The sequence below is a fragment of the Streptomyces huiliensis genome (assembly GCF_020037025.1).
In the GTDB taxonomy this organism is placed as follows: domain Bacteria; phylum Actinomycetota; class Actinomycetes; order Streptomycetales; family Streptomycetaceae; genus Streptomyces; species Streptomyces huiliensis.
The window spans coordinates 24,214-45,993 of record NZ_JAIQLH010000033.1; the positions used below are offsets into that span (position 1 = coordinate 24,214).

A 21,780-nucleotide genomic window follows, 5' to 3' on the forward strand; every position below is an offset into this window, starting at 1 on the left:
GACGGGGGGGCTCGCTCAGCCGGTCCCCCACCTGGCCTCCAGGGCCGTGATCGCCGCTTCGTCCAGCGCCACCAGCGGGAAGTCGGAGGGCGTGTGCCCGCCGGCCTCCGGCCGGTCGAGGCGGCCGGCGAGATCCTCCAGCGCTTCCCGCCAGGCGGCGGTGTCGGGCGCGGCTCCCGCGGCTCGGTGGACGGTGAGCGTCAGGGCGCCGTCCGGGGCGGTCCCGTCCACGTGCAGGTGCAGCGGCTCGCGCGCCGGGACGGGCGGGGCGATCGGCCACTCGTCGGCGGGCGCGGGCGCCCAGTCGTCCGCTCCGGCCGCCGGGCGGTGGACGGACGTCCAGTACGCGTCCGGCGCCTCCGCCCCACCCGGCGCCGTACGCAGCAGCTCCTTGACCCGCTTGAGCAGCACGCCGTGCCCGTCCGGCCGGTGCGGCCCGGCGGGCAGCCGGACGGCGACCTCCCGCCCGAACGGACCGACGGTGGCGGTGAACGGGCCGCGGTCGGCGCGCACGACCCCGACGGCGAGTCCTGGCGAGGCGAGGGCGAGGCCGGTGAGCAGCACGTCGTCCAGGCGGGCATGGAAGCGGGCCGCCACGCGGGCGAGGCCGCGGGTGAGCGCGGGGGGCGCGAGCTCGGTCGTCGTGGTGGCGACGGCGGCGGGCGCCTCGCCCTGGCCGGCGGGGGCCGAGGCCGAGGCGGACACCGCCACCGAGGACTCCTCGCCCTGTGCGGCGCGGGTGCGGGCCGGGGCAGGCGGTGTCGGCTTCACCGTCGCGGTGGTCACGGTGGTCGCGGATGGCGTGGTGGTCGGATCCGGAGCAGTGGTCTGCGGGAGCTCGCCGCCCTCCCGGGCGTGCGTGGACGGCACCGGCGTCGCGGGAGGTCGCTCGTCGTCTTGGGCGCGTGCCCATGCCGCGAACGGGGCCGGTTCCGGGTCGAGTTCGGCGCCGGCAGCCACTGCGGCGAGGTCGGTGGCGAGGAGGCGGAGGGATTCCTCGTCGGCGGCGAGTGGGTGGGCGGTGAGCAGGAGTCGGCCCTGACGGTGGGGGCCGCGGTCCCACCAGAGGGCGTCGAGGAGGACGCCGCGCTCCGGGGCGAGGCGGTCGCGCGCGGCGGCGGCCTCGGCGGTGAGGTCGGGCCGGTCGCCGGTGATCCGGGTGGGTACGGCGGCGGGGTGCGGGGCGGTGGCGGGGCGCAGCCCGTCGGGGGTGAGGGTGGAGCGCGCGGCGGGGTGCCGGTCGAGGACGGCGCGCAGGGCGGCCGTCAGCCGGTCTGCGGTCAGCCCGGCGGGGGCGCGCAGCAGGAGCGTGCGCGGCGGCGTCCCCTCGGCGGCGAGGCGGCGCGCGAGCGGGGTGAGGGGGGCGGCGGGCCGGTCGTCGTCCTCGGGTGTGGCCGCCGCGGCGAGGGCCTCGACGGTCTGGTGGCGGAAGACGTCCCACGGCGAGACCGGCAGTCCGGCGGCCGTGGCCCGCCCGGCCAGCTGGATGGCGACGATGCTGTCGCCCCCCAGGGCGAAGAAGCTGTCCCTGACACCGACGTCGGGCAGCCCGAGGACCTGGGCGAACAGACCGGCGAGCCGTTCCTCCGCCGGAGTGGCGGGCCGGTCGCCGCCGACCCGGGCGGCGAAGTCGGGGGCGGGCAGGGCGCGCCGGTCGACCTTGCCGTTGGGTGTCAGGGGCAGCGTGTCGAGGGGGACGACGGCGGCGGGGACCATGTAGTCGGGCAGCAGCCCGCGCAGGTGCTCGCGCAGCGCGTCGGGGTCGACGGCCGAACCGGGAGCGGCCACCGCGTAGGCCACCAACTGACGTCCGGCCGTGGGGTGTTCGTGGACCGTGACCAGCGCACGGGCGACGTCTGGCCGCCCGGTCAGGGCCGCCTCGATCTCCCCGGGTTCGATGCGGAAGCCGCGGATCTTCACCTGGTGGTCGGCCCGGCCCAGGTACTCCAGGCGGCCGTCGGCGCGCGCCCTGACCAGGTCGCCGGTGCGGTACATCCGGGCGCCGGGCGGCCCGTAGGGGTCGGCGACGAAGCGGCCGGCCGTCAGTCCGGGCCGGCGCAGGTAGCCGCGGGCCAGGCCGGCGCCTGCGAGGTACAACTCCCCCGTGCCGCCGGGCGGGACGGGCTGGAGGCCGGCGTCCAGGACGTAGGCGGAGGTGTTCCACAGCGGCCTGCCGACGACCGGGTCGGCGTCGGTGACGTCGGCGTACAGGCTGTCGGCGCTCACCTCGGACGACCCGTAGAGGTTGATCAGCCGGGCGTCCGGGAACGCCTCGGCGAAGGCACGGGCCGTCTCGCCGGTGAGCGCCTCGCCGCTGCTGATCCAGATGTCGACGCCGGCGAACAGGGCGCGTTCGGCGGGCGGCAGGGCGGTGACGGCGGCCAGCAGGCTGGGGACGACGGTGAGCCGGGTCGCCCGGTGCTCGTGGACGAGGGCGGCCAGCTGCGGGAGGCTGCGGGCCGCGACCCGGTCGGCGAGCACCACCGTGCCGCCGTGCAGCAGCGGGCCGAGGAGCTCGCCGGTCCCGTCGAGGAAGCTCAGCGACGTCTTGGCGCAGACGCGGGTGCCGGGCCGCCACGGGTGCCGGTCGTGGAACCAGGCCAGCCGGTTGACGAGCCCCCGGTGGACGCCGACGACGCCCTTGGGCGCGCCCGTGGAACCGGAGGTGTAGATGACGTAGGCGGGGCTGAGGGTGTCGACGCGGGGGCGGGGTTCCGCCGGGTCCCGGTCCGGCAGCGCGGCGAGTTCGGCCCGTACGGCCGGGTCGTCGAGGACGACGGGCGTACCGGGACCGTCGCCGGGCAGGTCCACGTCGGACGTGGTGACGAGCAGCGCCGGGCGGGCGTCGCGGCGGACGGCGGCGATGCGTTCGGCGGGGTAGTCGGGGTCCAGCGGCAGGTAGGCGGCACCGGACTTCAGGACGGCGAGCACGGCGACGACCATGTCCGCGGTGCGGTGCAGGGCGAGCGCGACGAGCGTCTCGGGGCCCGCGCCGCGCGCGGCGAGCAGGCGGGCCAGCCGGTCGGCGCGGGCGTCCAGCGCGGCGTACGTGATCTCCTCGCCGTCGGCGACCAGCGCGGTGGCGTCGGGCGTCCGGGCCGCCTGCCGCTCGAACAGTTCCCCGAGGGAGGCGTCGGGGAAGGCGTGGCCGGTGGCGTTCCACTCCTCCAGCACCCGCCGCCGTTCCGCCGCGTCGAGCAGCGGCGCCCGCCGGACGGGGGCGTCGGGCTCGGCGAGCAGCCCGTCCAGCAGGTTCGCGAAGCGGCGCAGCAGGCCGTCGATGGTCTCGGGGCGGAACAGGCCGGTGCGGTAGGTGGCTTCGAGGGCGAGGCGGTCGCCGGTGGCCACGGCGGCGAGGGTCAGTTCGAACTGGCTGGTGCCGTTGGACACCGGGCGCGGGCGGACGGTGAGGCCGGGCAGCGCGAAGGTGTCGAACGCCTCCGTGCGCAGCAGGAACATCACGTCGAACGGGGTGACCCGGCTGGACGTCCGCCGGGGCCGCAGCTCCTGGAGGACGCGTTCGAACGGCAGGTCCTGGTGTTCGTAGGCGGCGGTGCACACCGCGCGCACCTGCTCGACCAGCGTGGTGAAGGCCGGGTCGCCGTCCAGGCGGGTGCGGAGGAGCAGGGTGTTGTCGAAGTTGCCGACGACGGACTCGTACTCGGCCCGGTCGCGGTTCATCGCCGGGGTGCCGACGGCGAGGTCCCGGCCACCGGTGTGCCGGTGCAGCAGCACGGTGACGGCCGCGAGCAGCACCATGAACGGGGTGACGCCCCGGCCGCGCGCGAACTCCCGCAGCCGTACGGCCAGTTCGTCGGGCAGGGCGTGGACGGCGACGGCCCCGTCGTCGTCGGTGGCGGTCGCGGTCCGGGGGTGGTCGGTCGGCAGGGCCACCGGGTCGGGCCAGGGGTCGAGGTGGCGCCGCCAGTGGTCCAGCCGGGGCCGGATCCGCTCGGGCGTCAGCCCCTCGCGCTCCCGGCGGGCGAACGCGGCGTACTGCGCGGCGGGCGCCGGGGCGGGCCCGCCCCCGCCGGTGCGCCGCCGGTAGCAGGCGGCGAGGTCGCGCAGCAGCACCTCCCAGCTGCCCTCGTCGACGGCGATGTGGTGGGCGACGAGCACGAATAGGTGCTCGTCCTCGCCGGTGCGGAACAGGGCCGCCCGCAGGGGGAGTTCGGCCGCGAGGTCGAACGGCCGCCGGCCGAGCTCGCGGGCGCCGCGCACCGCCTCGTCGGCCCGGCGCGCGGGCGCGAGACCGGTCAGGTCGGTGACGGGCACGGGTACGTCCCGGCCGGTGACGACGTGCTGGACGAGGGTGCCGTCGGGCTCCTCGCGGTGCGTGGTCCGCAGCACGTCATGGCGGTCGGCGACGTCGGTGAGGGCGGCGGCCAGCGCCCCGGCGTCGAGGGGGCCGGTGATGTCGAAGGCGAGCGTGAGGTTGTAGGCGGCCGTGTGCGGCGAGAGGTTCTGGAGGGCCCACATGCGGCGCTGCGCGGCGGACGGCACGGGCGCCTCGTCCGCCGCCTCGGGCACGCCGCCCGCCCCGCCCGGCGCGGACCGGGTGAGCCCCCGTTCGGCCAGTCGTCGGCGCAGCAGCGCGCGCTTGCGCTCCGCGAGCAGTTCGGCGTCGGTGGCCGGCTGGTCAGACACGGTGGCGGGAACCTTCCTCGCGGGGACCGCCCGGGGCGGGCGGGGTGGGTACGGCGGGGTGGGGGGCGGTGGGCGCGCCGGCTTGGGCGCCGGCCGGGCTCCGCCCCGGGGCCGGGACGCCGGGGAGGCACGTGCCCGGCTCGACGGCCGGGACCTCGCCTCCGGCCACGCTCCCGTCCCGGCTCGGGCTTCCCGGGTGGGGGGCGGCCCGGCCGACGGCCTCGGGTTCCCCGATCGCGAGGGCCTCCCCTGCGACCGGATCCCCGCCCGGAGTCCGACCACCCTGAAGGGACGCGGACCGTCCTCCGGCCGGCGCGTCCCGGACGAGCGGGACGCCGTCGCGCGCCACGCTCCCGTCCCGGCCGGAGCCGGCCCCGGAAGGCGCGGCCCCGCCGGCGGCCGCGGACTCCCCGGGGACCGGCTGAGCCGCGAGGCCGCCGTGCTCCGCCCAGTGCCGCCCGAAGAGGAGCCGCTCGTCCGGGAGGACTTCCGGGATGGGCCGTGAGACGACCGTGTGGTTGAGGAAGTCGCGCCAGGTGATGTTGCCGGAGCCGCCGGTGCCGGCCCAGGTGCCGCCGGAGAGGGTGGTGGTGAAGGGGACGCCGGTGGCGAAGCCGCCGGTGTTGGTCATGGTCGACTGGTTGACGACGACGCGGCAGGTGGGGATGCGGTCGGCGAGGAGGGCCACGCGGTCGTCGCGGCGGGTGTGGATGCCGCAGCTGTGGCCCCGGCCGCAGCGGTCGAGGATGTCCCGCACCACGCCCACGGCCCGCTCGAAGTCGTCGTAGACGGCGAGGGTGAGGAGCGGCGAGATCTTCTCGCGGAGGATGGGGTCGTCCGGCCCCGGGTCCGGGCAGTCGAGGACCAGGACGGCCGCCTTGCCCGCGTCCGTGACCCCGGCGGCCTCGGCGATGGCCGCGGCGGGGCGGCCGATCAGCTCGCGGTCCAGGGTGCGGCCGTCGGGCCAGAGCGCGGCGCGGATCCGGGCGGTGGCGGGGCCGTCGCACAAGTGGGCGCCCAGCCGCACGAGTTCGGCGCGGAAGCGGTCGGCCACGGAGCGGTGGACGAAGACGTTGCTCTCCGAAGAGCAGGAGGTGCCGTTGTTGTAGGAGGCGCCGGTGGCGATGGCCTCGGCCGCGGCCGTGAGGTCGGCGGTCTCGTCCACCAGGACCGTCGGGTTGCCGACTCCCGCGCCCAGGGCGGGCGTTCCGCTCTCGTGGGCACGGCGTACGGTTCCGGGGCCGCCGATGGCGACGACCTGGTCGGCCGCGCGCATCAGCGCGGTGCCGGCGGCGCGGCCGGTGACCTCCAGGCACTGGAAGAGGTCGGCGGGCGCGTCCGCGTCCTCCAGGGCCTCGCGCATCAGCCGGACGACCTCGCGGGCGGTGGTGTGGGCGCGGGGGTTGGGCGTGAAGACGGCGGCGTTGCGGGTCTTCAGGATGGGCAGGGCGTTGCAGACGATCCCGGGGCCGGGCGCGGTGGCCGGACTGGCCACCGCGATGACGCCCATCGGCTTGGCGATCCTGGTCAGCCCGAGTTCCGGGAGTTCCTCGACGACGCCGGTGGTGCGGACGCCGTGCAGGTCGCGGAGGACGCCGAGGACGCGGCGGCGCTGCATGGCGTGGAGGTGCTCGGTGTCGCCGAGGCGGGTGTCGCGGCGGCTGAGGCGGGCGATGTGGCGGGCGTTGTCGTCGCGGTAGCACTGCCAGGCGACGGCGGCGACGAGGTCGTCGATCCGCTGCTGGGGCCAGTGGGCGATCTGCCGCTGGGCGGCGCGGGCGCGCCGGACGGCGGCGTCGACGGCTGCCGCCGTGGGATCGATCACGGGGTCGGTCACGGATGCTTCGGCGCCGGCCGGGCGGCCGACCTGCGGAGTCTGCGGGACGTGCGAGGCCGGAGTGGCCATGGTGGTCTCCTGTGGGGGACGTGCGGGGAACCTCAAGGCAGGGGTGGTGAGTGGCTGGGCGAGTGGAGTGGGTCGAGGTCGCCGGTCGGCCGCGCGGCGGCGCACCGCCTCGGGCCGGACCGTTCGGGCGGGGCGGCCGAGTCGCCGAGCAGTCCGCCGGGCGGGGCGGCCGGATCCGAAGGGTGGGCCGGGCAGGGGCCGGCCGGCCCCGCGGATCCGCCTGGCCGGCAGACCGGACGGAATCGGTCATGACCGGCCCACGGACCGGACGACGGTCGTCCGCTCCCTATCCCACGACCTCCCCCTCGGCCCCCTGGGCCCCCGCGTCTCCCGCCCTTTCCGCGTACGCGGCCACCGCGTCCAGCCCCCGGAACCAGAGATCGGCCAGCTCCCCCACCGCCTCCTCCGTCAGCAGCGCCGCCGGCCACGACCAGCGCACGTGCAACTCCGGCCCGTCCGCCCGCTGGAGCGCGTAGGCGTTGACGTCCAGCGCGTAGCTGACGGGCATCGCCGGATCGGCGGCGTCGCTGAAGTCGGCGGCCTCCTCGGCGAGGGTGAACTCGCCGTCGGCCGTCTCGCCGGTGGCGAACCGGCCCAGGTAGTTGAACTCGACCTCAGGCTGCGGCAGTCCGGCCAGCACCGGTCCCGACGACGGGTCGAGGTAGCGCAGCAGGCCGTGCCCGATGCCGCCGTCGGGGATGGTCCGCAGCCGGTCGCGGACGGCCCGGACGACGTCGGCGAGGGCCGCGCCGCCGGCCAGGGCGGCGGCGGTGTCGACCGGTCCCGGGTCGAGGCGGACGGGGTGGACGGTGGTGAACCAGCCCACCGTGCGCGACAGGTCGGCGCCCGGGACGAGCTGGTCCTCGCGGCCGTGGCCTTCGAGGGCGACGAGGACGGCGCGCCGCGCGGGGTCGGTCCCGGCGCGTTCGCGCCAGACGGTGAGGGCGAGGGAGAGGGCGGCGAGGAGGACGTCGTTGACGGACGCGCCGAGCGCGGCGGGCGCCTCGGTGAGCAGCCGGGCGGCGCGGTCCGGGGGCAGGGTGCGGTGGACGTGGCGGAGGGTGCCCTTGGTGTCGCGGCGCGGGTCGCGCACGAGATCCGGGAGCAGGGGTTCGGCACCGGCCGCCATGGCGTTCCAGAGCGGGAGTTCGGACCGTCGTCCACCCGAGGCCGCGTGGTCGGCGAGGGCGCGGGCCCAGTGCCGGAAGGAGGTGCGGACGGGTTCGAGGGCGGGCGGCTCGCCGGCCGCCGCCGCGCGGCAGGCGGCGGCGAGGTCGGGCAGCAGGACGCGCCAGGAGACACCGTCGACGACGAGGTGGTGGCCGAGGACGAGCAGCCGGGCGTCGGCCGGGTCGTCGGTGTCCAGCCGGATCGCCAGGAAGACGACGCCGGCGGCGGGGTCGAGCCGGTCGAGCGCGGCCTCGTACTCGGTGGTGAGCAGCCGCCGCGCGGCCTCGGCGGACAGCCCGGTCGCGTCCACCCGCCGGACGGCGTCCTCCGCGCGGACGGAGCCCGGCGGCCGGGTCTCCAGTACGCCCGTGGCCTCGTCGAAGCGGGCGCGGAGCAGGTCGTGCCGGTCCAGGAGGGCCTGGACGGCGGTGAGGAGGTGGTCGTGGCCGAGGCCGGCGGGGAGGCGCAGCAGGTTGCCCTGCGAGTAGCGGCCGATGGGGCCGCCGGTGCCGGTGAGCCAGTGGATGATCGGGGTGAGGGGGATGGCACCGATGCCGTCGTCGTCACCGGCCGGGGCGTCCTCGACGGCGGTGGCGGCCGCGGCGAGGGCGGCGACGCTCGGCGCGGTGAAGACGTCCTTGGGCGAGATCACCAGGCCGGCGGCGCGGGCGCGGCCGGTGAGCTGGATGGAGACGATGCTGTCGCCGCCGAGCGCGAAGAAGTCGTCGTCGGCGCCCACCTCGTCCACGCCGAGGAGCTCGGCGATCAGCGCGCACAGCAGCTTCTCGCGCGGAGTGCCCGGCGGCCGGGAGCCGCCGCCGGCGGCGGCCGGGACGGGGAGGGCGGCGCGGTCGAGCTTCCCGTGGGCGGTGAGCGGGAGTTCGGGGAGGACGGCGACGCCGGCCGGGACCATGTGGCCGGGCAGCGTGGCCGCGAGGAAGTCCCGCAGCTCCCCCGGCGAAGGCTCCGTACCGGCGACGGGCACGGCGTACCCGTACAGCCGCTTCACCCCCGGCCGGTCCTCGCGGACGACCACCACCGCGCGGTCGACGTCCGGGTGCGCGGCGAGGGCGCTCTCGATCTCGCCGGGCTCCACCCGGAAGCCGCGGATCTTGACCTGGTCGTCGGTGCGTCCGGTGAAGTCGAGCTGTCCGTCGGCGGTCCAGCGGACCACGTCGCCGGTGCGGTACATCCGGGTGCCGGGCGGCCCGAAGGGGTCCGCGACGAAGCGTCCGGCCGTCACGCCGGGCCGCCGCAGGTAGCCGCGGGCGAGCCCGTTGCCGGACAGGTACAACTCGCCGTCCACGCCCGGCGGTACGGGGTTGAGGTACGCGTCGAGCACGTAGGCGCGGGTGTTGGCGACGGGCCGCCCGATGACGGGCCGTTCGCTGTCGCGGGTGTCGGCGACGACGGTGTCCACCGTGCACTCGGTGGGCCCGTAGAAGTTGTACGTCCGGGTGTCGGGCAGTCCGCGCAGCCGCTGCCACATGGCGTCGGGCACGGCCTCGCCGCCCACGCCGAGCCCGGTGAGCCGGCCCGGCCGGCCGTCGCGGCCGTCGGCGGCCAACTGGCCGTAGAAGGACGGCGACACCTCGATGAAGTCGACCGCCCGCTCCTCCAGCCAGGCGAGGTGCAGGGCGGGGTCGCGCCGGGTGTCCTCGTCCAGGATCTCGATCGTGTGCCCGTCGAAGAGGGCGACGAGCGGCTGCCAGGAGGCGTCGAAGGAGAACGACCAGCCGTGCCCGACCCGCAGCCGCCGCCCGGCCGCCTCGGCGAGTGGCTCGTACACCTGCCGCCGGTGGCCGGCCACCAGGCCGACGACGTTGCGGTGGACGGTGACCACGCCCTTGGGCGCGCCGGTGGAGCCCGAGGTGTAGATGACGTACGCGGGGTGGTCGGGGAGCAGCGGCCGGTGCCGGTCGGCGTCGGTGACGGGGTCGCCGGGGAGGGCGGCCAGCGCGTCGGCGAAGGCCGGGTCGTCGAGGGCCAGGGCGGGCAGCCCGTCGGGGACGCCGGCCGGCGGTTCGCCGACGGTGAGCAGCAGCCGCGGCCGGGCGTCGGTGAGCATGTGCGCGACGCGCGTGGCCGGGTACTCGGGGTCGACGGGGACGTAGGCGGCGCCGGCCTTCTGCACGGCGAGCAGGGCGGTGACGATGTCGAGGCCGCGCGGCATCGCGAGGGCGACGAAGTCCTCGGGGCCGACGCCCTCGGCGACGAGCCGGCGGGCGAGGCGGTTGGCGCGGGCGTCGAGTTCGGCGAAGGTCAGGGTCTCGCCCCGAAAGACGAGGGCGGGCGCGTCGGGCCGGGCGGCAGCCTGGGCGGCGAAGAGGTCGGGCAGGGTGGTGTCCGGCACGTCCACGGCGGGCCCGCGCCCGGCGGTGAAGAGGGCGGCGCGTTCGTCGTCCGCGAGGATGCCCAGGCGGCCCACCGGCCGGTCGGGATCGGCGAGGAAGGCGCCGAGGAGCCGTTCGAAGCGGCCGGCCAGGGCCTGGGCGGCGGCGCGGTCGAGGACGTCGGGCTGGTACTCGAAGGAGACGGTCAGCCGGCCGTGGAGGAGCAGCGGGACGAGGGTCACCGGGTAGTGGGTGGCGTCCCGGTTGGCGATGCCGTGGACTTCGAGGCCGCCGGCGGTGCGGGCGTTCTCCAGGCTCTCGGTGACGTCGGGGGCGTTCTCGAAGACGACGAGGGTGTCGAAGAGTTCGCCGGTGCCGGCGGCGCGCTGGATGTCGGCGAGGCCGAGGTCGTGGTGGGGCAGCAGGGCGGCCTGCTCGGCCTGGAGCCTGGTGAGGAGGCCGGTGAGCGGCTCGTCGGGCCGCAGGGTGACGCGGACGGGCACGGTGTTGATGAACAGGCCGATCATCGCCTCGACGCCGGGCAGGTCGGCGGGGCGGCCGGAGACGGAGGCGCCGAACACCACGTCCCGGCCGCCGGTGAGTCTGCCGAGGAGGATGCCCCAGAGGCCCTGGACCACGGTGTTGAGGGTGAGCCCCTTGCCACGCGCCAGGGCGCCGAGGCGGGCGGTGGTGTCCTCGTCCAGGGCGAGCGGGACGACGTCGGGGGTGCGGGCGGCGCGGTTGCGGTCGGGGCCGTAGAGGAGGGTGGGGCCGGGGAGGCCGGCGAGGGCGGTGCGCCAGGCCGCCTCGGCGGGGGCCTTGTCGAGCGTGGCGAGCCGCGCGAGGTGGTCGCGGTAGCGGCGGGGGGCGGGCAGGGCCGCGGGGTCGCCGCCGTGGGCGTGGAGGTCGACGAGTTCGCGGACGAGCAGCGGCACCGACCAGCCGTCGAGGAGGATGTGGTGGCTGTGCAGGACGAGCCGGTGGAGGCGGTCGGCGAGCCGGATCAGCCGGAAGCGGACGAGCGGCGGTTCGGTGAGGTCGAAGCGGCGGGCGCGGTCCTCGCGGAGGACGGCTTCGAGGGCGTCCTCCCGTTCGCCCTCCGGCAGGTGACCGAGGTCGGTCTCCTCCCAGACCGGCTCGACGGCCTTGGGGATCACCTGGACCGGCCGCCGGACGCCCTCGTTCCAGAAGGCGGCGCGCAGGTTGGGGTGGCGGTGCAGCAGCGCCCCGGCGGAGCGGCGCAGCACGGCGCGGTCCAGCGGTCCGCGCAGTTCCAGGATGAGCTGCATGGTGTAGACGTCGTGGGCGCTCTCGTCGAAGAGCGCCTGGAACAGCAGCCCCTCCTGCAAGGGCGCGAGCGGCAGTACGTCCTCGATGCCCGGCCGCTTCGTCATGGGTCGTTCCCCTCGTTCCGTTCCCTGCGGTCCACCGGCCGGGCGCCTCGGGGGCGCCCGGTCCCGGCTCAGAGCTGCGATGCGATCTCGTCGGGTGTGAGGCCCTCGATCTCCAGACAGATTTCGGCGGCTTCCTCCAGCCGCGCGGGATCGTCCTCGGCGGCCCGCAGTTCGGCGGCGAGGCCGGCGACGGTGGGGGCGGCGAAGACCGCGCGGACGGTGAGGTCGGGGGTGTCGAGGGACTCGCGGATCCGGCCGACGATCCGGGTGGCGAGCAGCGAGTCGCCGCCGAGCGCGAAGAAGTCGTCGTCGGGGCCGACGGCCGGGGCGTGGATGACTTCCTGCCAGATGCCGGCCAGGACGCGTTCCAGGGCGGTGGCGGGGGCCGGTGCCTTCTCCTGGGTCTCCTCTTCGGGAGTGGCGGCCAGGGCGCGCCGGTCGACCTTGCCGTTGGCGGTCAGCGGGAAGCGGTCGGCGAACCGCAGGCTGCCCGGGACCATGTGCTCGGGGAGCCGGTCGCGCAGGAGCGCCAGCACCTCGTCGACCGGAGGCACCGGGTGCCCGCTCCGGACGGTGGCGTGGGCGGCGATGCCGCGGTACCCGGGCCCGTCCGGCCGGGGCACGGCGACGGCGACGGCCGCGGCGACGGCCGGGTGGGACCGCAACGCGGCCTCAATCTCGCCGAGTTCGACGCGCCGCCCGCGGATCTTCACCTGGGAGTCGGCGCGGCCCGCGAACTCGATGGTCCCGTCGGGGCGGAAGCGGCCCAGGTCGCCGGTGCGGTAGAGGCGGTCGCCGGTGACGGGGTGGTGGACGAACGCGGCGGCGGTGCGCTCGGCGTCCTCCCAGTAGCCGGCGGCGACGCCGGGCCCGGCGCAGTACATCTCCCCCGTCACCCCGTCGGGAACGTCCCGCATCCCGTCGTTGAGCAGGTGGTAACGGGTGTTGGCGATCGGCCGGCCGTACGGGATGGTGGGCAGCGCGGTGTCGGCCTCGGCGACCGGGTGCCAGATGTTCCAGAGGGTGGTCTCCGTGGGTCCGCCGACGCCGGTGACGCGGATGCCGGGAACCGAGCGGAGCAGCCGTTCCGGTACGTGCGGGGGTATCCAGTCGCCGCCGAGCAGGACGAGCCGCAGCGAGGCCGGCGGGCGGGCGCCGGTGCGGGCGTCCTCCAGCAGCATCTCCATGGCGGCGGGCACGGAGTTCCACAGCGTCACGCCGTGCGCGGCGACGAGTTCGGCCCAGTGGGCGGGGTCGCGGTCGCGGCCGGGCTCGGGGACGACGACGGAACCGCCCGCGCCGAGGACGCCGAACAGGTCGAAGGCCGACATGTCGTGGTGCAGCGCGGTGACGGCCAGTGCGCGGTCGTCCGGCCCGACCTCGAACGCGTCGAGGGTGGCCAGCAGGGCGTTGACCATGCCCCGGTGCCGGATCATGGCGCCCTTGGGCTCACCGGTGGAACCGGACGTGAACAGCAGGTACGCGAGGTCGTCGGGGCCCTGGGCGGGCGGGAGCGGGTCGGCGGGCAGTCCGTCGAGTCCGGTGTCGACGGACAGGACGCGGAGGCCGAGGTCGGCGGGCAGTTCACGGATGGCCGGCTCGGCGGACCGGGTCAGCAGGTGCCGGGCGCCGGTGCGGCGCAGGATGCCGTGCAGCCGGGCGGCGGGCTGCCGCGGGTCGAGCGGGACGTACGGGGTGCCGGCGAAGAGGGCGCCGTACGCGGCGGCGAACTGCTCCCAGCCGCGGTCCATGACGACGGCGACCGGGCGGCTGGGTTCGGCGCCCTCGCGGCGCAGCCAGTGGGCCACCCGCCGGGCGCGGTCGGCGAGTTCGCCGTGGGTGAGGGTGGCGTCGGGGGCGACGACGGCGGTGCGCTCGGGGTGCTCGGCCGCGTGTCGGGCGAAGAGGTCCTGGACCAGCAGGTCCGGTACGGGACGGTCCGGCCCGGCGATGCCCTGCCGTATGCCGTCGGGGCGGACGGGCAGCGGCTCGTCCCAGGCGGACTCGTCGGCCTCCAGCCGGTCCAGAAGGTCCCGGAACGCGGCGAACATGGCGTCCATGAGGCCGGCGGGGAACAGCTCGTCGACGGCGTCCCAGTTGACGAAGAGGTCGCCGTCGTGCTCGTCGATCTGCACGTCGAGGTAGACCTGCGGCGTCTGCGAGATGGTGTACAGCTCCTCCAGCAGGCCGCCGAGCAGCGGCCGGTCGCCGCCGCGCAGGCCGATGGTGCTGGTGAGGACGACGGGCATCAGGGCCTGCCGGAAGCCGCCCTGGTGGCGGACGAGTTCGCGGAGCAGCTCGACGCCGGTGACGTGCTGGTGGGCGAGGTCGCGCCAGCCCTGCTCCTGGACGCGGGCGGCGCGTTCGGCGAAGGTCCCGGGGGTGCGGTGGTCGACTTCGAGGAGGGAGAACGACGCGAACTCGCCGAGGACGCGGTCCGCCTGCGGGAGCAGCGGCAGCCGGTTCATCCGGGGGATGTTGAGGGTGAAGCGGGCGCTCTCGCTCCAGTGCGCCAGCACCTCCGCGAACGCGGCGATGGCCAGGCCGCTGGGGGTGAGTCCGGCATGGGCGGCGCGGGTCTTCAGCCGCTTCCAGCGGGCGGCGTCCATGCGGTGGCGGCGGCCGGTGAAGGTGTGGCGGGCGAGCTCGGCGGGGTCGCGGACGAGCGGCAGCCGGGGGGACGGCGGCAGCTCGGGCAGCCGCTCGGTCCAGTAGGCGCGGGAGGCGCGGTACTCGTCGGAGTCCCGGGTGGCGGCCTCGGCGAGCACGTAGTCGCGGAACGTCGTCTCCAGCGGAGGGAGTTCGGCGTCCGGGTCGGCGTAGTACGCGGAGAGGTCGGCGAGCAGCAGCTTCCAGCTGAGGAAGTCGAGGATCAGGGCGTCGAAGTCGACGTGGACGCGGACGCGGTCGTCGGCGAGCCGGCTGAGCACGACGCCGAACAGGAACGGCCCGTCGGCCGGGAGCACCCGGTGGGACATCGCGTCCCGGATCGCGTCGAGCCGGGCGCGCACGGTCTCCTCGTCGGCGCCTCGCAGGTCGACGGTCTCGACGGGCGGGGGCGGCACCTCGGCGCGGATCCGCTGCTCGCCGCGCTCGGCGTCGATGGCCAGCCGCAGGACGCCGTGCCGGGCCACGACCCGCTCCCAGGCGGTGGTGAACCGGGGGATGTCGAGGTCGCCCTCGAACTCGTAGTAGGCGTGGGTGGAGACGTTCCCGAGCTCGAACACGTCGGTGCGGCCCAGGAGGTACGCCTGCTGTGTGTCGGTGAGCGGGAACGGCTCGTGGCGCGCGCCGGGGTCGGGGGCGGGTGCGTCGGGCGTGGCGGATGCGCCGGGTGCGGCAGATGCGCCGGGTGTGGCTGACGCCGGCTCGACGGGTGCCGGCGCGGCGGGTGCCGGTGCTGCGGGTCGGGGCAGGTCGTGGGCCACCTGGGAGTCGCCTTTCCTTTGGTACTTGGTGCTCAGTGCTCGGTGCTCGGTGCGCGGTACGCGCCGCTCCGGCCGGGGCGCGGGGGCGCGCGGCGCCGACGCCCCGGGCGAAACCGGCGGCGGGACGGGATCGGCCGGATCCAGGGGCGCGTCCGGGCCGGGCCGCCCGGCGGGCACGCCGGGGCGCGGGGTGGGCGGGGGACGGAGATCTCCGGGGCGAAGCGGTTTCCGGACACTTTCCGGAACTCGACGGAATCCGACGGCACTCGATGGAATCCGACAGAGCCCGACGAAATCCGGCCGGTCGATTCCGGTCGGTTATCGGCCGTCCGGCGTGCATTCAGTCGATGGTCTACCCAAGTATGTATTTTCGGCCGTCGTTTTCCGGCCTGCCGAAAACTCGGCGGCGACCCGCCGGAGCAGCCTCAGCCGACCGCGCCGGCGAAGAGTTCCGACCACTCGCGGACGGTGGGCCGCTTCGCCAGCTCGACGTACGGCACGTCGAAGCCCCGGGACCGCCAGCGGGCGGAGAGGGTCATCATGCGGATGGAGTCGAGCCCTTCGGCGAGCAGGTTGTCGTCGAGCCCGACCTCGTCGACCGGGAGGTCGAGGATCTCGGCGACATCCGCTCTGATCTCGTCAATCGGCAGCGGCGCGGGGTCCGTCAAGGTCGTCATCTCCTCGGGCAGGGGGTGCCGTGACGCGGCCGGGGCCGGCGTCCGGGCGGGCGGACGCGGCGCCCGGCGGCACGGCGGTCGGTGGCACGGGTTCGGCCCGGAAGGGGAACCGCGTCAAGTAGGGAAGAGAGGGAAGCGGGGGGAACAGGGCCGCCGGCAGGTCGCCGGCGCGGGCCGGGGAGGCCGGCCGTTCAGCGCTCGGACCGGAGCGGTTCCACTCGGATCGGACACCGCCGACGGAATTGGCCGGAATTCTGCGTGAGCACTCGCCGAATCCTTTCGTCGCGCCCGCATTTCGAACCCTCGATGCCGCAAACCTAGCAAGGGTCACCTTACCTGACCACACGGCGGATCCGTGTCCCACGTCACACTACTTTACGCATATAACCCAAGGTCAGGGGCGGGCTCCCGGAAGCCCTCCACCGCTGGTGAACCGGCGCCCCGGGCCCGGTACGGCTCCGCCCCGGCACCACGCTCCGTGAGCGCGGGCCGGGGCGGAGGCTCGTGTCCCCGACAGGCCGTCAGGACACCGACGTCGGCGCCGACTCCATCTCCGGTCCGGGCTCGACTCCCGCGGCCGGCCGCGCCCGCCCCGGGAGCACGGCCGTCAGCAGCGCCGCCACCGCCAGCAGCCCCGCGCCCGCCAAGAGGGCCAGCCCGTAGCCGTCGTTGAGCGCCACCAGCGGCGCGTCGCCGCGGTCCGTCAGCGTCGTCGTCCGGCTCGTCGCCACGCTCACGGTGACCGCCAGGCCCAGGGAACCGCCCACCTGCTGGGCGCTGTTGAGGATGCCGGAGGCCATCCCCGCGTCGGCCGGCGGCACGCCGGTGGTCGCGGCGTGGGCCAGCGGGACCACGCACGCGCCGATGCCCAGGCTGGTGACCAGCGACGGGCCGAGCACGTCGGTGAAGAAGCCGCCGTCGGCGCTGATGCGGCTGAACCAGAACAGCCCCAGCGCCCCGACCAGCGCGCCGACCGCCGCGGGCAGCCGGGGCCCGGTCTTGGCGTAGACGCGCCCGATGAGCATGGCGCTGGTGACGAAGCCGAGGCAGAAGGGGATGAACGCCAGGCCCGCGACGGCCGGGCTGTAGTCCAGGACCCGCTGGAGGTAGAGCGAGACGAAGTAGAAGCTCGCGAACTGGCCGGCCGCGAGCAGCAGCATCGTCACGTTCGCCCCGCTGACCGTCCGGTTCGCGAACAGCCCCAGCCGCACCAGGGGGTTGCGGGCGGCCCGGGACTCGTACCAGACGAAGCCGCCCAGCAGCACCACCGCGGCACCGAGCAGGCCCAGCGTCAGCGGAGAGGAGAGCGGATGGTCGCCGGTGCGCCCCACCCCGTACACCAGGGCGGCCAGGCCGGTGGTGGCGAGCAGCGCGCCGCCCACGTCGAGCCGGCTGCGGCGCTCGGGCCGGCCGTCGGGGACCATGCGTCCGGCCACCGCGGCCAGCACCACGACCGGCACGTTGATCAGCAGCACCCAGCGCCAGTCCAGGTACTCGGTGAGCACCCCGCCGATGAGCACCCCGGCCGCGCCGCCCGCCGAACCGGCCGCGCTCCACCAGCCCAGCGCCCGGCCGCGCGCCGGGCCCTCGGGGAAGCAGGTGGTGACGATGGTCAGCGCGGCGGGGGCCAGGACGGCCGCGCCCAGGCCCTGCACCGCGCGCGCTGCGACCAGTTGGCCCGGTGTCTGGGCGATCCCGCCGGCCAGGCTGGCCAGGCCGAACAGGCCGAGGCCCCACCAGAGCACCAGCCGGCGCCCGTAGAGGTCGGCGATCCGGCCGCCGAGCAGCAGGCAGCCGCCGAAGACCAGGGTGTAGGCGTTCACCACCCACAGCAGCCCGGACTCGGTGAAGCCCAGGTCCTCCCGCATGGCCGCGAGGGCCACGTTCACCACGGAGGCGTCCAGTGTCACCATGAACTGGACGGCCACCACCACCGCCAGCACCCAGCCGTACCGGATGCCCTCTCCGGCCTCAGCCGGCACTTCGTCCCGCACGTCGCGCTCCTGTCCCATCCCTCGACTGTCGGACCTCTGCTGTCGGATCTTCGACCGGGCGGCGGTCCGGACGGCGGCCCGTTGGACCGGCCCGCCACCGCCCGCGGCTACCGCGTCGCCGCGTCCACCGCTTCGTTCGCGCTCACCGCTTCGTTCGCGCTCACCGCCTCGCCCGCGTTCGACGCCTCGCCCGCGTTCGACGCCTCATCCGCGTTCACGTCGTCGCCCTCGGTGGCGACCCACTGCTCGACCGTCATCCCGTGCCGCCAGTAGCCGGAGGCGTCCAGGGCGCCGCGCTCCAGGCCGCGCTCCCCGAGCAGGTGGCGGCGGACGGCGCGGACGGCGCTCGCCTCGCCGGCGACCCAGGCGTGGACGACGCCTTCGGGCCATTCCAGTTCACGGACCGCGCGCTCCAGCGGCGTCGGCGAGCGCCAACCGGCGGGGTCGCGCCGCACCCAGCGGACCTCGGTGCCGGGGGGCGCCTCCAGGTACTGCTCGTCGTCCTCGTCCGCCACTTCGGCGATCACCAGGGCCCGGCTGCCGGCGGGTATCCGTTCCAGCATGGTGGCCATGGCGGGCAGGGCGGTCTCGTCGCCGGCGATCAGGTGGACGTCGGCCTCGGGGGCGGGCGTCCAGCCGCCGGTCGGCCCGGCGATGCCGAGCATGTCGCCGGGGCGGGCGCGGCGGGCCCAGTCGACGGCGCGGCCGTCGCCGTGGATGACGAAGTCGATGTCCAGTTCCAGGGTGTCCGGGTCGAAGGAGCGGACCGTGTACGTCCGGGCGTGCGGCACGGCCGCGCCCTCGGGGTACCGCATCCCGGTGGGGCCGATCTCCGGCAGGGCGGGCGCCCGCTCCCCCGGCGCGGGGAAGAACAGTTTGATCCGCTCGTCGGCGGTGCGGCCCGCCGCGAAGCCGCGCAGCGTCTCGCCGCCGACCCGCAGCCGCAGCATGCGGGGGGTGAGCGCGGTGGCCCGCAGCAGCGGGGCCAGATAGGTCTCGATCCGGGCTCGCGGGAGCCGCTTGCGCATACTTCCCTCGGCTCGCCTCATCGGCGGCCACCTCATTTCCGTGGGTCTCGCTCCTCGGGCTCGATCGAGCGAGAGTTATCCTACATGTATAAAAAAGCTACCCTCAAGCTCTCACGGCGACCGAGGACCGCCACGGGCGCACCGAGGACCGCCGCGGGCGCACCGAGGACCGCCGCGGACGCGAGCGGGTACGAGAAAGGGCAGAACACTGGCCGGCAACAGCACTTCCAGCAGCAGCACCAAGCGGGGCCGTCCGCCCCGGCTGTCCCGCGAGCACATCGTGGCGGCGGCCTACGAGATCATCCTCAAGGAGGGCGCCGAGCACCTGACGATGCGCCGGCTGGCGGCGGCGCTGGACAGCACCGCCATGGCCGTCTACTACCACGTGCGCGACAAGGACGAACTGCTCGCCCTCGTCCTGGAGCACGTCGCCCGCAACCTCCCCCGGCCGCCGCTCCCCGACGACCCGCGGGAGCGGCTGGTGGTCGTCTGCGGGCTGATGCACCAGGCGTTCGCCGACCACCCGTGGGTGGTACCCATCGTGGCGCGCGGGGAACTCGTCGGCATGTCGGCGGTGTGGATGACCGAGGAGATCCTCGGCGCCCTCACCGCCTACGGGCTCGGCCGCGAGGAGGCGTTCTGGGCGCACCAGACGCTCTGGTACTACACGGCGGGCCATGCCCTGTCGACGCCGCCGCGCTCGCTGCCGGAACCGGGCGGCGGCACCGGCCGGCACTACCCGGAGACCGCCGCGTCCCGGGAGAGCGCGGCCGCGTACCCGCATGTCACCTCCTACGCCGAGGACTCGCGGGACTTGGAGGCCCGGTACGGCTACGAGCTGGGGATCCGGCACATCCTGGACGGGGTGCTGCGCGACTGACCCCGGCACGACGGGATCTGATGTGACGTCAGGTCAGCCGCCGACCTTCTTCCCCTTCTCCAGCGCCTCGGCGAACCGTTCCATCAGCGGGGCGTAGCCCGCGTAGCTGAACTGCGCCTCGTTGTTCCACGGGACGACCTGTCCGGCCTTGACCGCCGGCAGGTCGTTCCAGGTGGGCTTGGAGCGCGCCACCTCGTCCAGCGGCATGTTGTTGGACCGCTGGTCGTAGAAGAGGATGTCGGGGCGGTAGGCGTCCGCGTTCTCCCAGCTGTGCTTCTCCCAGTAGCCGGGCGGGCCCGGCTTCTCCGGGGCGATCAGCTGTACGCCGAGTTCGCGGTAGTAGCGCAGGTCGGGAAGCTTGTCGGGGACGGCGGCGGAGAGCGCGTCGGGCTGGGCGGCGACGGCGAGGACCCGCAGCCCGCCGTTGGCCTTCGCCGCGCGGCGCAGCCGTTCCGCCGCCTGCTCGAACCGGGTCTTGGCGTCGGCGACGGTCTTCGCCCGCAGGTCCGCGCCCAGGGACCTGGCGAGTTCGGCGTACCGTTCGACGGCCCGTACCAGGGAGACGTCGGAGGTGCGGATGCCGACGCTCGGCGCGAAGCCGAGGATCTTCTGTTCGCTCTGCTCCGGAACCTGCCACAGGTGCTGCCCGACGTTGACGTTGCCGACGAGGAGTTGGGGGCGCAGTGCCGCGTACTTCTCGATGGAGAACTGGCCGGTGCTGCCCAGGGAGGGGATGCGGTCCACGTCCAGGGTTCCGGCCTGCGGGGCGGGTTTGCCGTCCTTGAGCTTCGCGGGGCCGTAGACGGCGGCGCAGTCGATGCCGTAGTCGTGCAGGGCGGCGGCGGAGGCGACGTAGGCGACGATCCGCTTCGGCATGGAGCCGGCCTTCGCCGTCTCGCCGCGGTCGTCGCGGAAGCTCCAGCCGCCCTCGGAACCGCCGCCGGAGCCCTTGCCGGAGTCGTCGTCCGAGTCACCGCCGCACGCCGTCAGCAGCGCGCCGACGCCGAGCGCCCCTCCGGCGGCGAGCAGACCGCGGCGCGACAGCGGGCGGCGGGACGGGGGCCGTACCTGACGGTCCGTCAACTCGGTGGGTACGCGGTCGGGGGCAGCCAAGACGCCTCGCTCTCATCACGGGTCCCGGTTCCGGCGGGCCGGGGTGCGGCGCGGGCGGATGACGGGAATTCCCTGGGAAAACCTGCAAAGTCGGTTTACGCATATAGCTGGACCAAGTGAGGTTAGGCTAACCTACCTGAATGCTGTTGAACAGGCCGGTGCCCGTCGCGGCGGCACCCCCCACCCCGGCGGCGAGGCGACGCGAACTCCCCTATCTGGCCCTGCTGTTGACATCCTGCGCGGTCCTGCTGCTGCTCGTCGTCCTCAGCCTGATGGTCGGCGCCCGGTCGGTGCCGCCCGACCACGTGTGGCACGGGCTGTTCGACTTCACCGGCACCACCGACGACATCGTCGTCCGCCGCGTCCGGCTCCCCCGCACCCTGCTGGGGCTGCTGGCCGGCGCCTCGCTCGGCCTCGCCGGAGCGGTCATGCAGAGCCTGACCCGCAACCCGCTGGCCGACCCCGGGCTGCTCGGCATCAACGCCGGCGCCTCGGCGGCGGTGGTCACGGCGATCAGCTTCCTCGGCGTCACCTCGCTGACGGGTTACGTGTGGTTCGCCTTCCTGGGCTCCGGGGTCTGCGCCGTCCTCGTCTACCTCATCGGCGGCAGCCGCTCGGCCACCCCGGTACGGCTCGCGCTCGGCGGAACGGCCGTCTCCGCCGCGCTGCACGGGTACATCAACTCGGTGCAGCTGATGGACTCCGCCGCGCTGGACCGGCTGCGCTTCTGGACCGTCGGCTCGCTCGCCTCGGCCACCTCGGGCATCGTCCTCCGCGTCGCGCCCTTCCTCGTCGTCGGCATGGTCCTCGCACTGGCCCTGGCCCGCCCGCTGAACTCCGTGGCCCTCGGCGACGACGCCGCCCGCGCCCTGGGCACCAACCTCACCCGCACCCGCGCGGCCTCCTTCCTCGCCATCACCCTGCTCTGCGGCGGCGCCACCGCGGCCTGCGGCCCGATCGCCTTCGTGGGCCTGATGGTCCCGCACATCGCCCGCTCCTTCACCGGCCCCGACCTGCGCCGCCTCCTCCCCCAGTCGGCGGTGCTCGCGGCGGTGCTGCTGCTCGGCGCGGACCTCGTGGGACGCGTCGTGGTGCGTCCCGCCGAGCTCCAGGCCGGCATCGTGACGGCCCTGCTGGGCGGCGCGGTCTTCCTCCACCTGGTCCGCCGCAGGAAGGTGGCGCAGCTGTGAACTCCCGTACGCGCAAGCCT

10 protein-coding genes are annotated in these 21,780 nt (G+C 75.4%); 2 read left to right on the forward strand and 8 right to left on the reverse strand.

Annotated features, from left to right (window positions below):
• Nucleotides 1-15: 15 nt before the first annotated feature.
• The 7 genes from JNW98_RS07510 to JNW98_RS07540 all read right to left on the reverse strand — a co-directional run bounded on the left by JNW98_RS07510 (nt 16) and on the right by JNW98_RS07540 (nt 18,577).
• On the reverse strand, nt 16-4,647 hold the full coding sequence (locus tag JNW98_RS07510; RefSeq protein WP_223767304.1) for a non-ribosomal peptide synthetase: 4,632 nt from the start codon (nt 4,645-4,647) through the stop codon (nt 16-18).
• Complete coding sequence (locus JNW98_RS07515) at nt 4,640-6,553, reverse strand: aldehyde dehydrogenase family protein (protein WP_223767305.1); 1,914 nt, start codon at nt 6,551-6,553, stop codon at nt 4,640-4,642. Before JNW98_RS07515 ends, JNW98_RS07510 begins: the two co-directional genes overlap by 8 nt.
• A 286-nt stretch (nt 6,554-6,839) precedes the next feature.
• The gene (locus tag JNW98_RS07520) at nt 6,840-11,450 is read right to left on the reverse strand and encodes a non-ribosomal peptide synthetase (protein ID WP_223767306.1); all 4,611 of its coding nucleotides are present in this window, start codon (nt 11,448-11,450) and stop codon (nt 6,840-6,842) included.
• Nucleotides 11,451-11,518: 68 nt separating this feature from the next.
• Complete coding sequence (locus JNW98_RS07525; protein ID WP_223767307.1) at nt 11,519-14,878, reverse strand: non-ribosomal peptide synthetase; 3,360 nt, start codon at nt 14,876-14,878, stop codon at nt 11,519-11,521.
• Nucleotides 14,879-15,303: 425 nt separating this feature from the next.
• Complete coding sequence (locus tag JNW98_RS07530) at nt 15,304-15,555, reverse strand: phosphopantetheine-binding protein (protein ID WP_223767308.1); 252 nt, start codon at nt 15,553-15,555, stop codon at nt 15,304-15,306.
• A gap of 521 nt (nt 15,556-16,076) precedes the next feature.
• Nucleotides 16,077-17,567 carry an MFS transporter gene (locus JNW98_RS07535; RefSeq protein ID WP_223767309.1) on the reverse strand — a complete coding sequence of 497 codons (1,491 nt, stop codon included), beginning with the start codon at nt 17,565-17,567 and terminating at the stop codon, nt 16,077-16,079.
• Nucleotides 17,568-17,656: 89 nt separating this feature from the next.
• On the reverse strand, nt 17,657-18,577 hold the full coding sequence (locus tag JNW98_RS07540; protein WP_223767310.1) for a siderophore-interacting protein: 921 nt from the start codon (nt 18,575-18,577) through the stop codon (nt 17,657-17,659).
• A 280-nt stretch (nt 18,578-18,857) separates the two neighbouring features.
• On the opposite strand from JNW98_RS07540, the gene JNW98_RS07545 reads away from it, so the two are divergent.
• Nucleotides 18,858-19,457 carry a TetR/AcrR family transcriptional regulator gene (locus tag JNW98_RS07545; RefSeq protein WP_223767311.1) on the forward strand — a complete coding sequence of 200 codons (600 nt, stop codon included), beginning with the start codon at nt 18,858-18,860 and terminating at the stop codon, nt 19,455-19,457.
• Nucleotides 19,458-19,490: 33 nt separating this feature from the next.
• On the opposite strand, the gene JNW98_RS07550 is transcribed toward JNW98_RS07545, so the two are convergent.
• Nucleotides 19,491-20,570: an ABC transporter substrate-binding protein gene (locus JNW98_RS07550; protein ID WP_372459184.1), complete on the reverse strand. Its 1,080-nt coding sequence runs from the start codon at nt 20,568-20,570 to the stop codon at nt 19,491-19,493.
• 140 nt (nt 20,571-20,710) lie between these two features.
• Between JNW98_RS07550 and JNW98_RS07555 the strand changes: the two genes are divergently transcribed.
• Nucleotides 20,711-21,760: a FecCD family ABC transporter permease gene (locus tag JNW98_RS07555; protein WP_223767312.1), complete on the forward strand. Its 1,050-nt coding sequence runs from the start codon at nt 20,711-20,713 to the stop codon at nt 21,758-21,760.
• Nucleotides 21,761-21,780 lie beyond the last annotated feature (20 nt).

Coding starts and splice junctions, on each gene's coding strand:
- JNW98_RS07515 (WP_223767305.1), bottom strand. CDS start 6,553: ATGGCCACTCCGGCCTCGCACGTCCCGCAGACTCCGCAGGTCGGCCGC.
- JNW98_RS07520 (WP_223767306.1), bottom strand. CDS start 11,450: ATGACGAAGCGGCCGGGCATCGAGGACGTACTGCCGCTCGCGCCCTTG.
- JNW98_RS07530 (WP_223767308.1), bottom strand. CDS start 15,555: ATGACGACCTTGACGGACCCCGCGCCGCTGCCGATTGACGAGATCAGA.
- JNW98_RS07535 (WP_223767309.1), bottom strand. CDS start 17,567: ATGGGACAGGAGCGCGACGTGCGGGACGAAGTGCCGGCTGAGGCCGGA.
- JNW98_RS07540 (WP_223767310.1), bottom strand. CDS start 18,577: ATGCGCAAGCGGCTCCCGCGAGCCCGGATCGAGACCTATCTGGCCCCG.
- JNW98_RS07555 (WP_223767312.1), top strand. CDS start 20,711: ATGCTGTTGAACAGGCCGGTGCCCGTCGCGGCGGCACCCCCCACCCCG.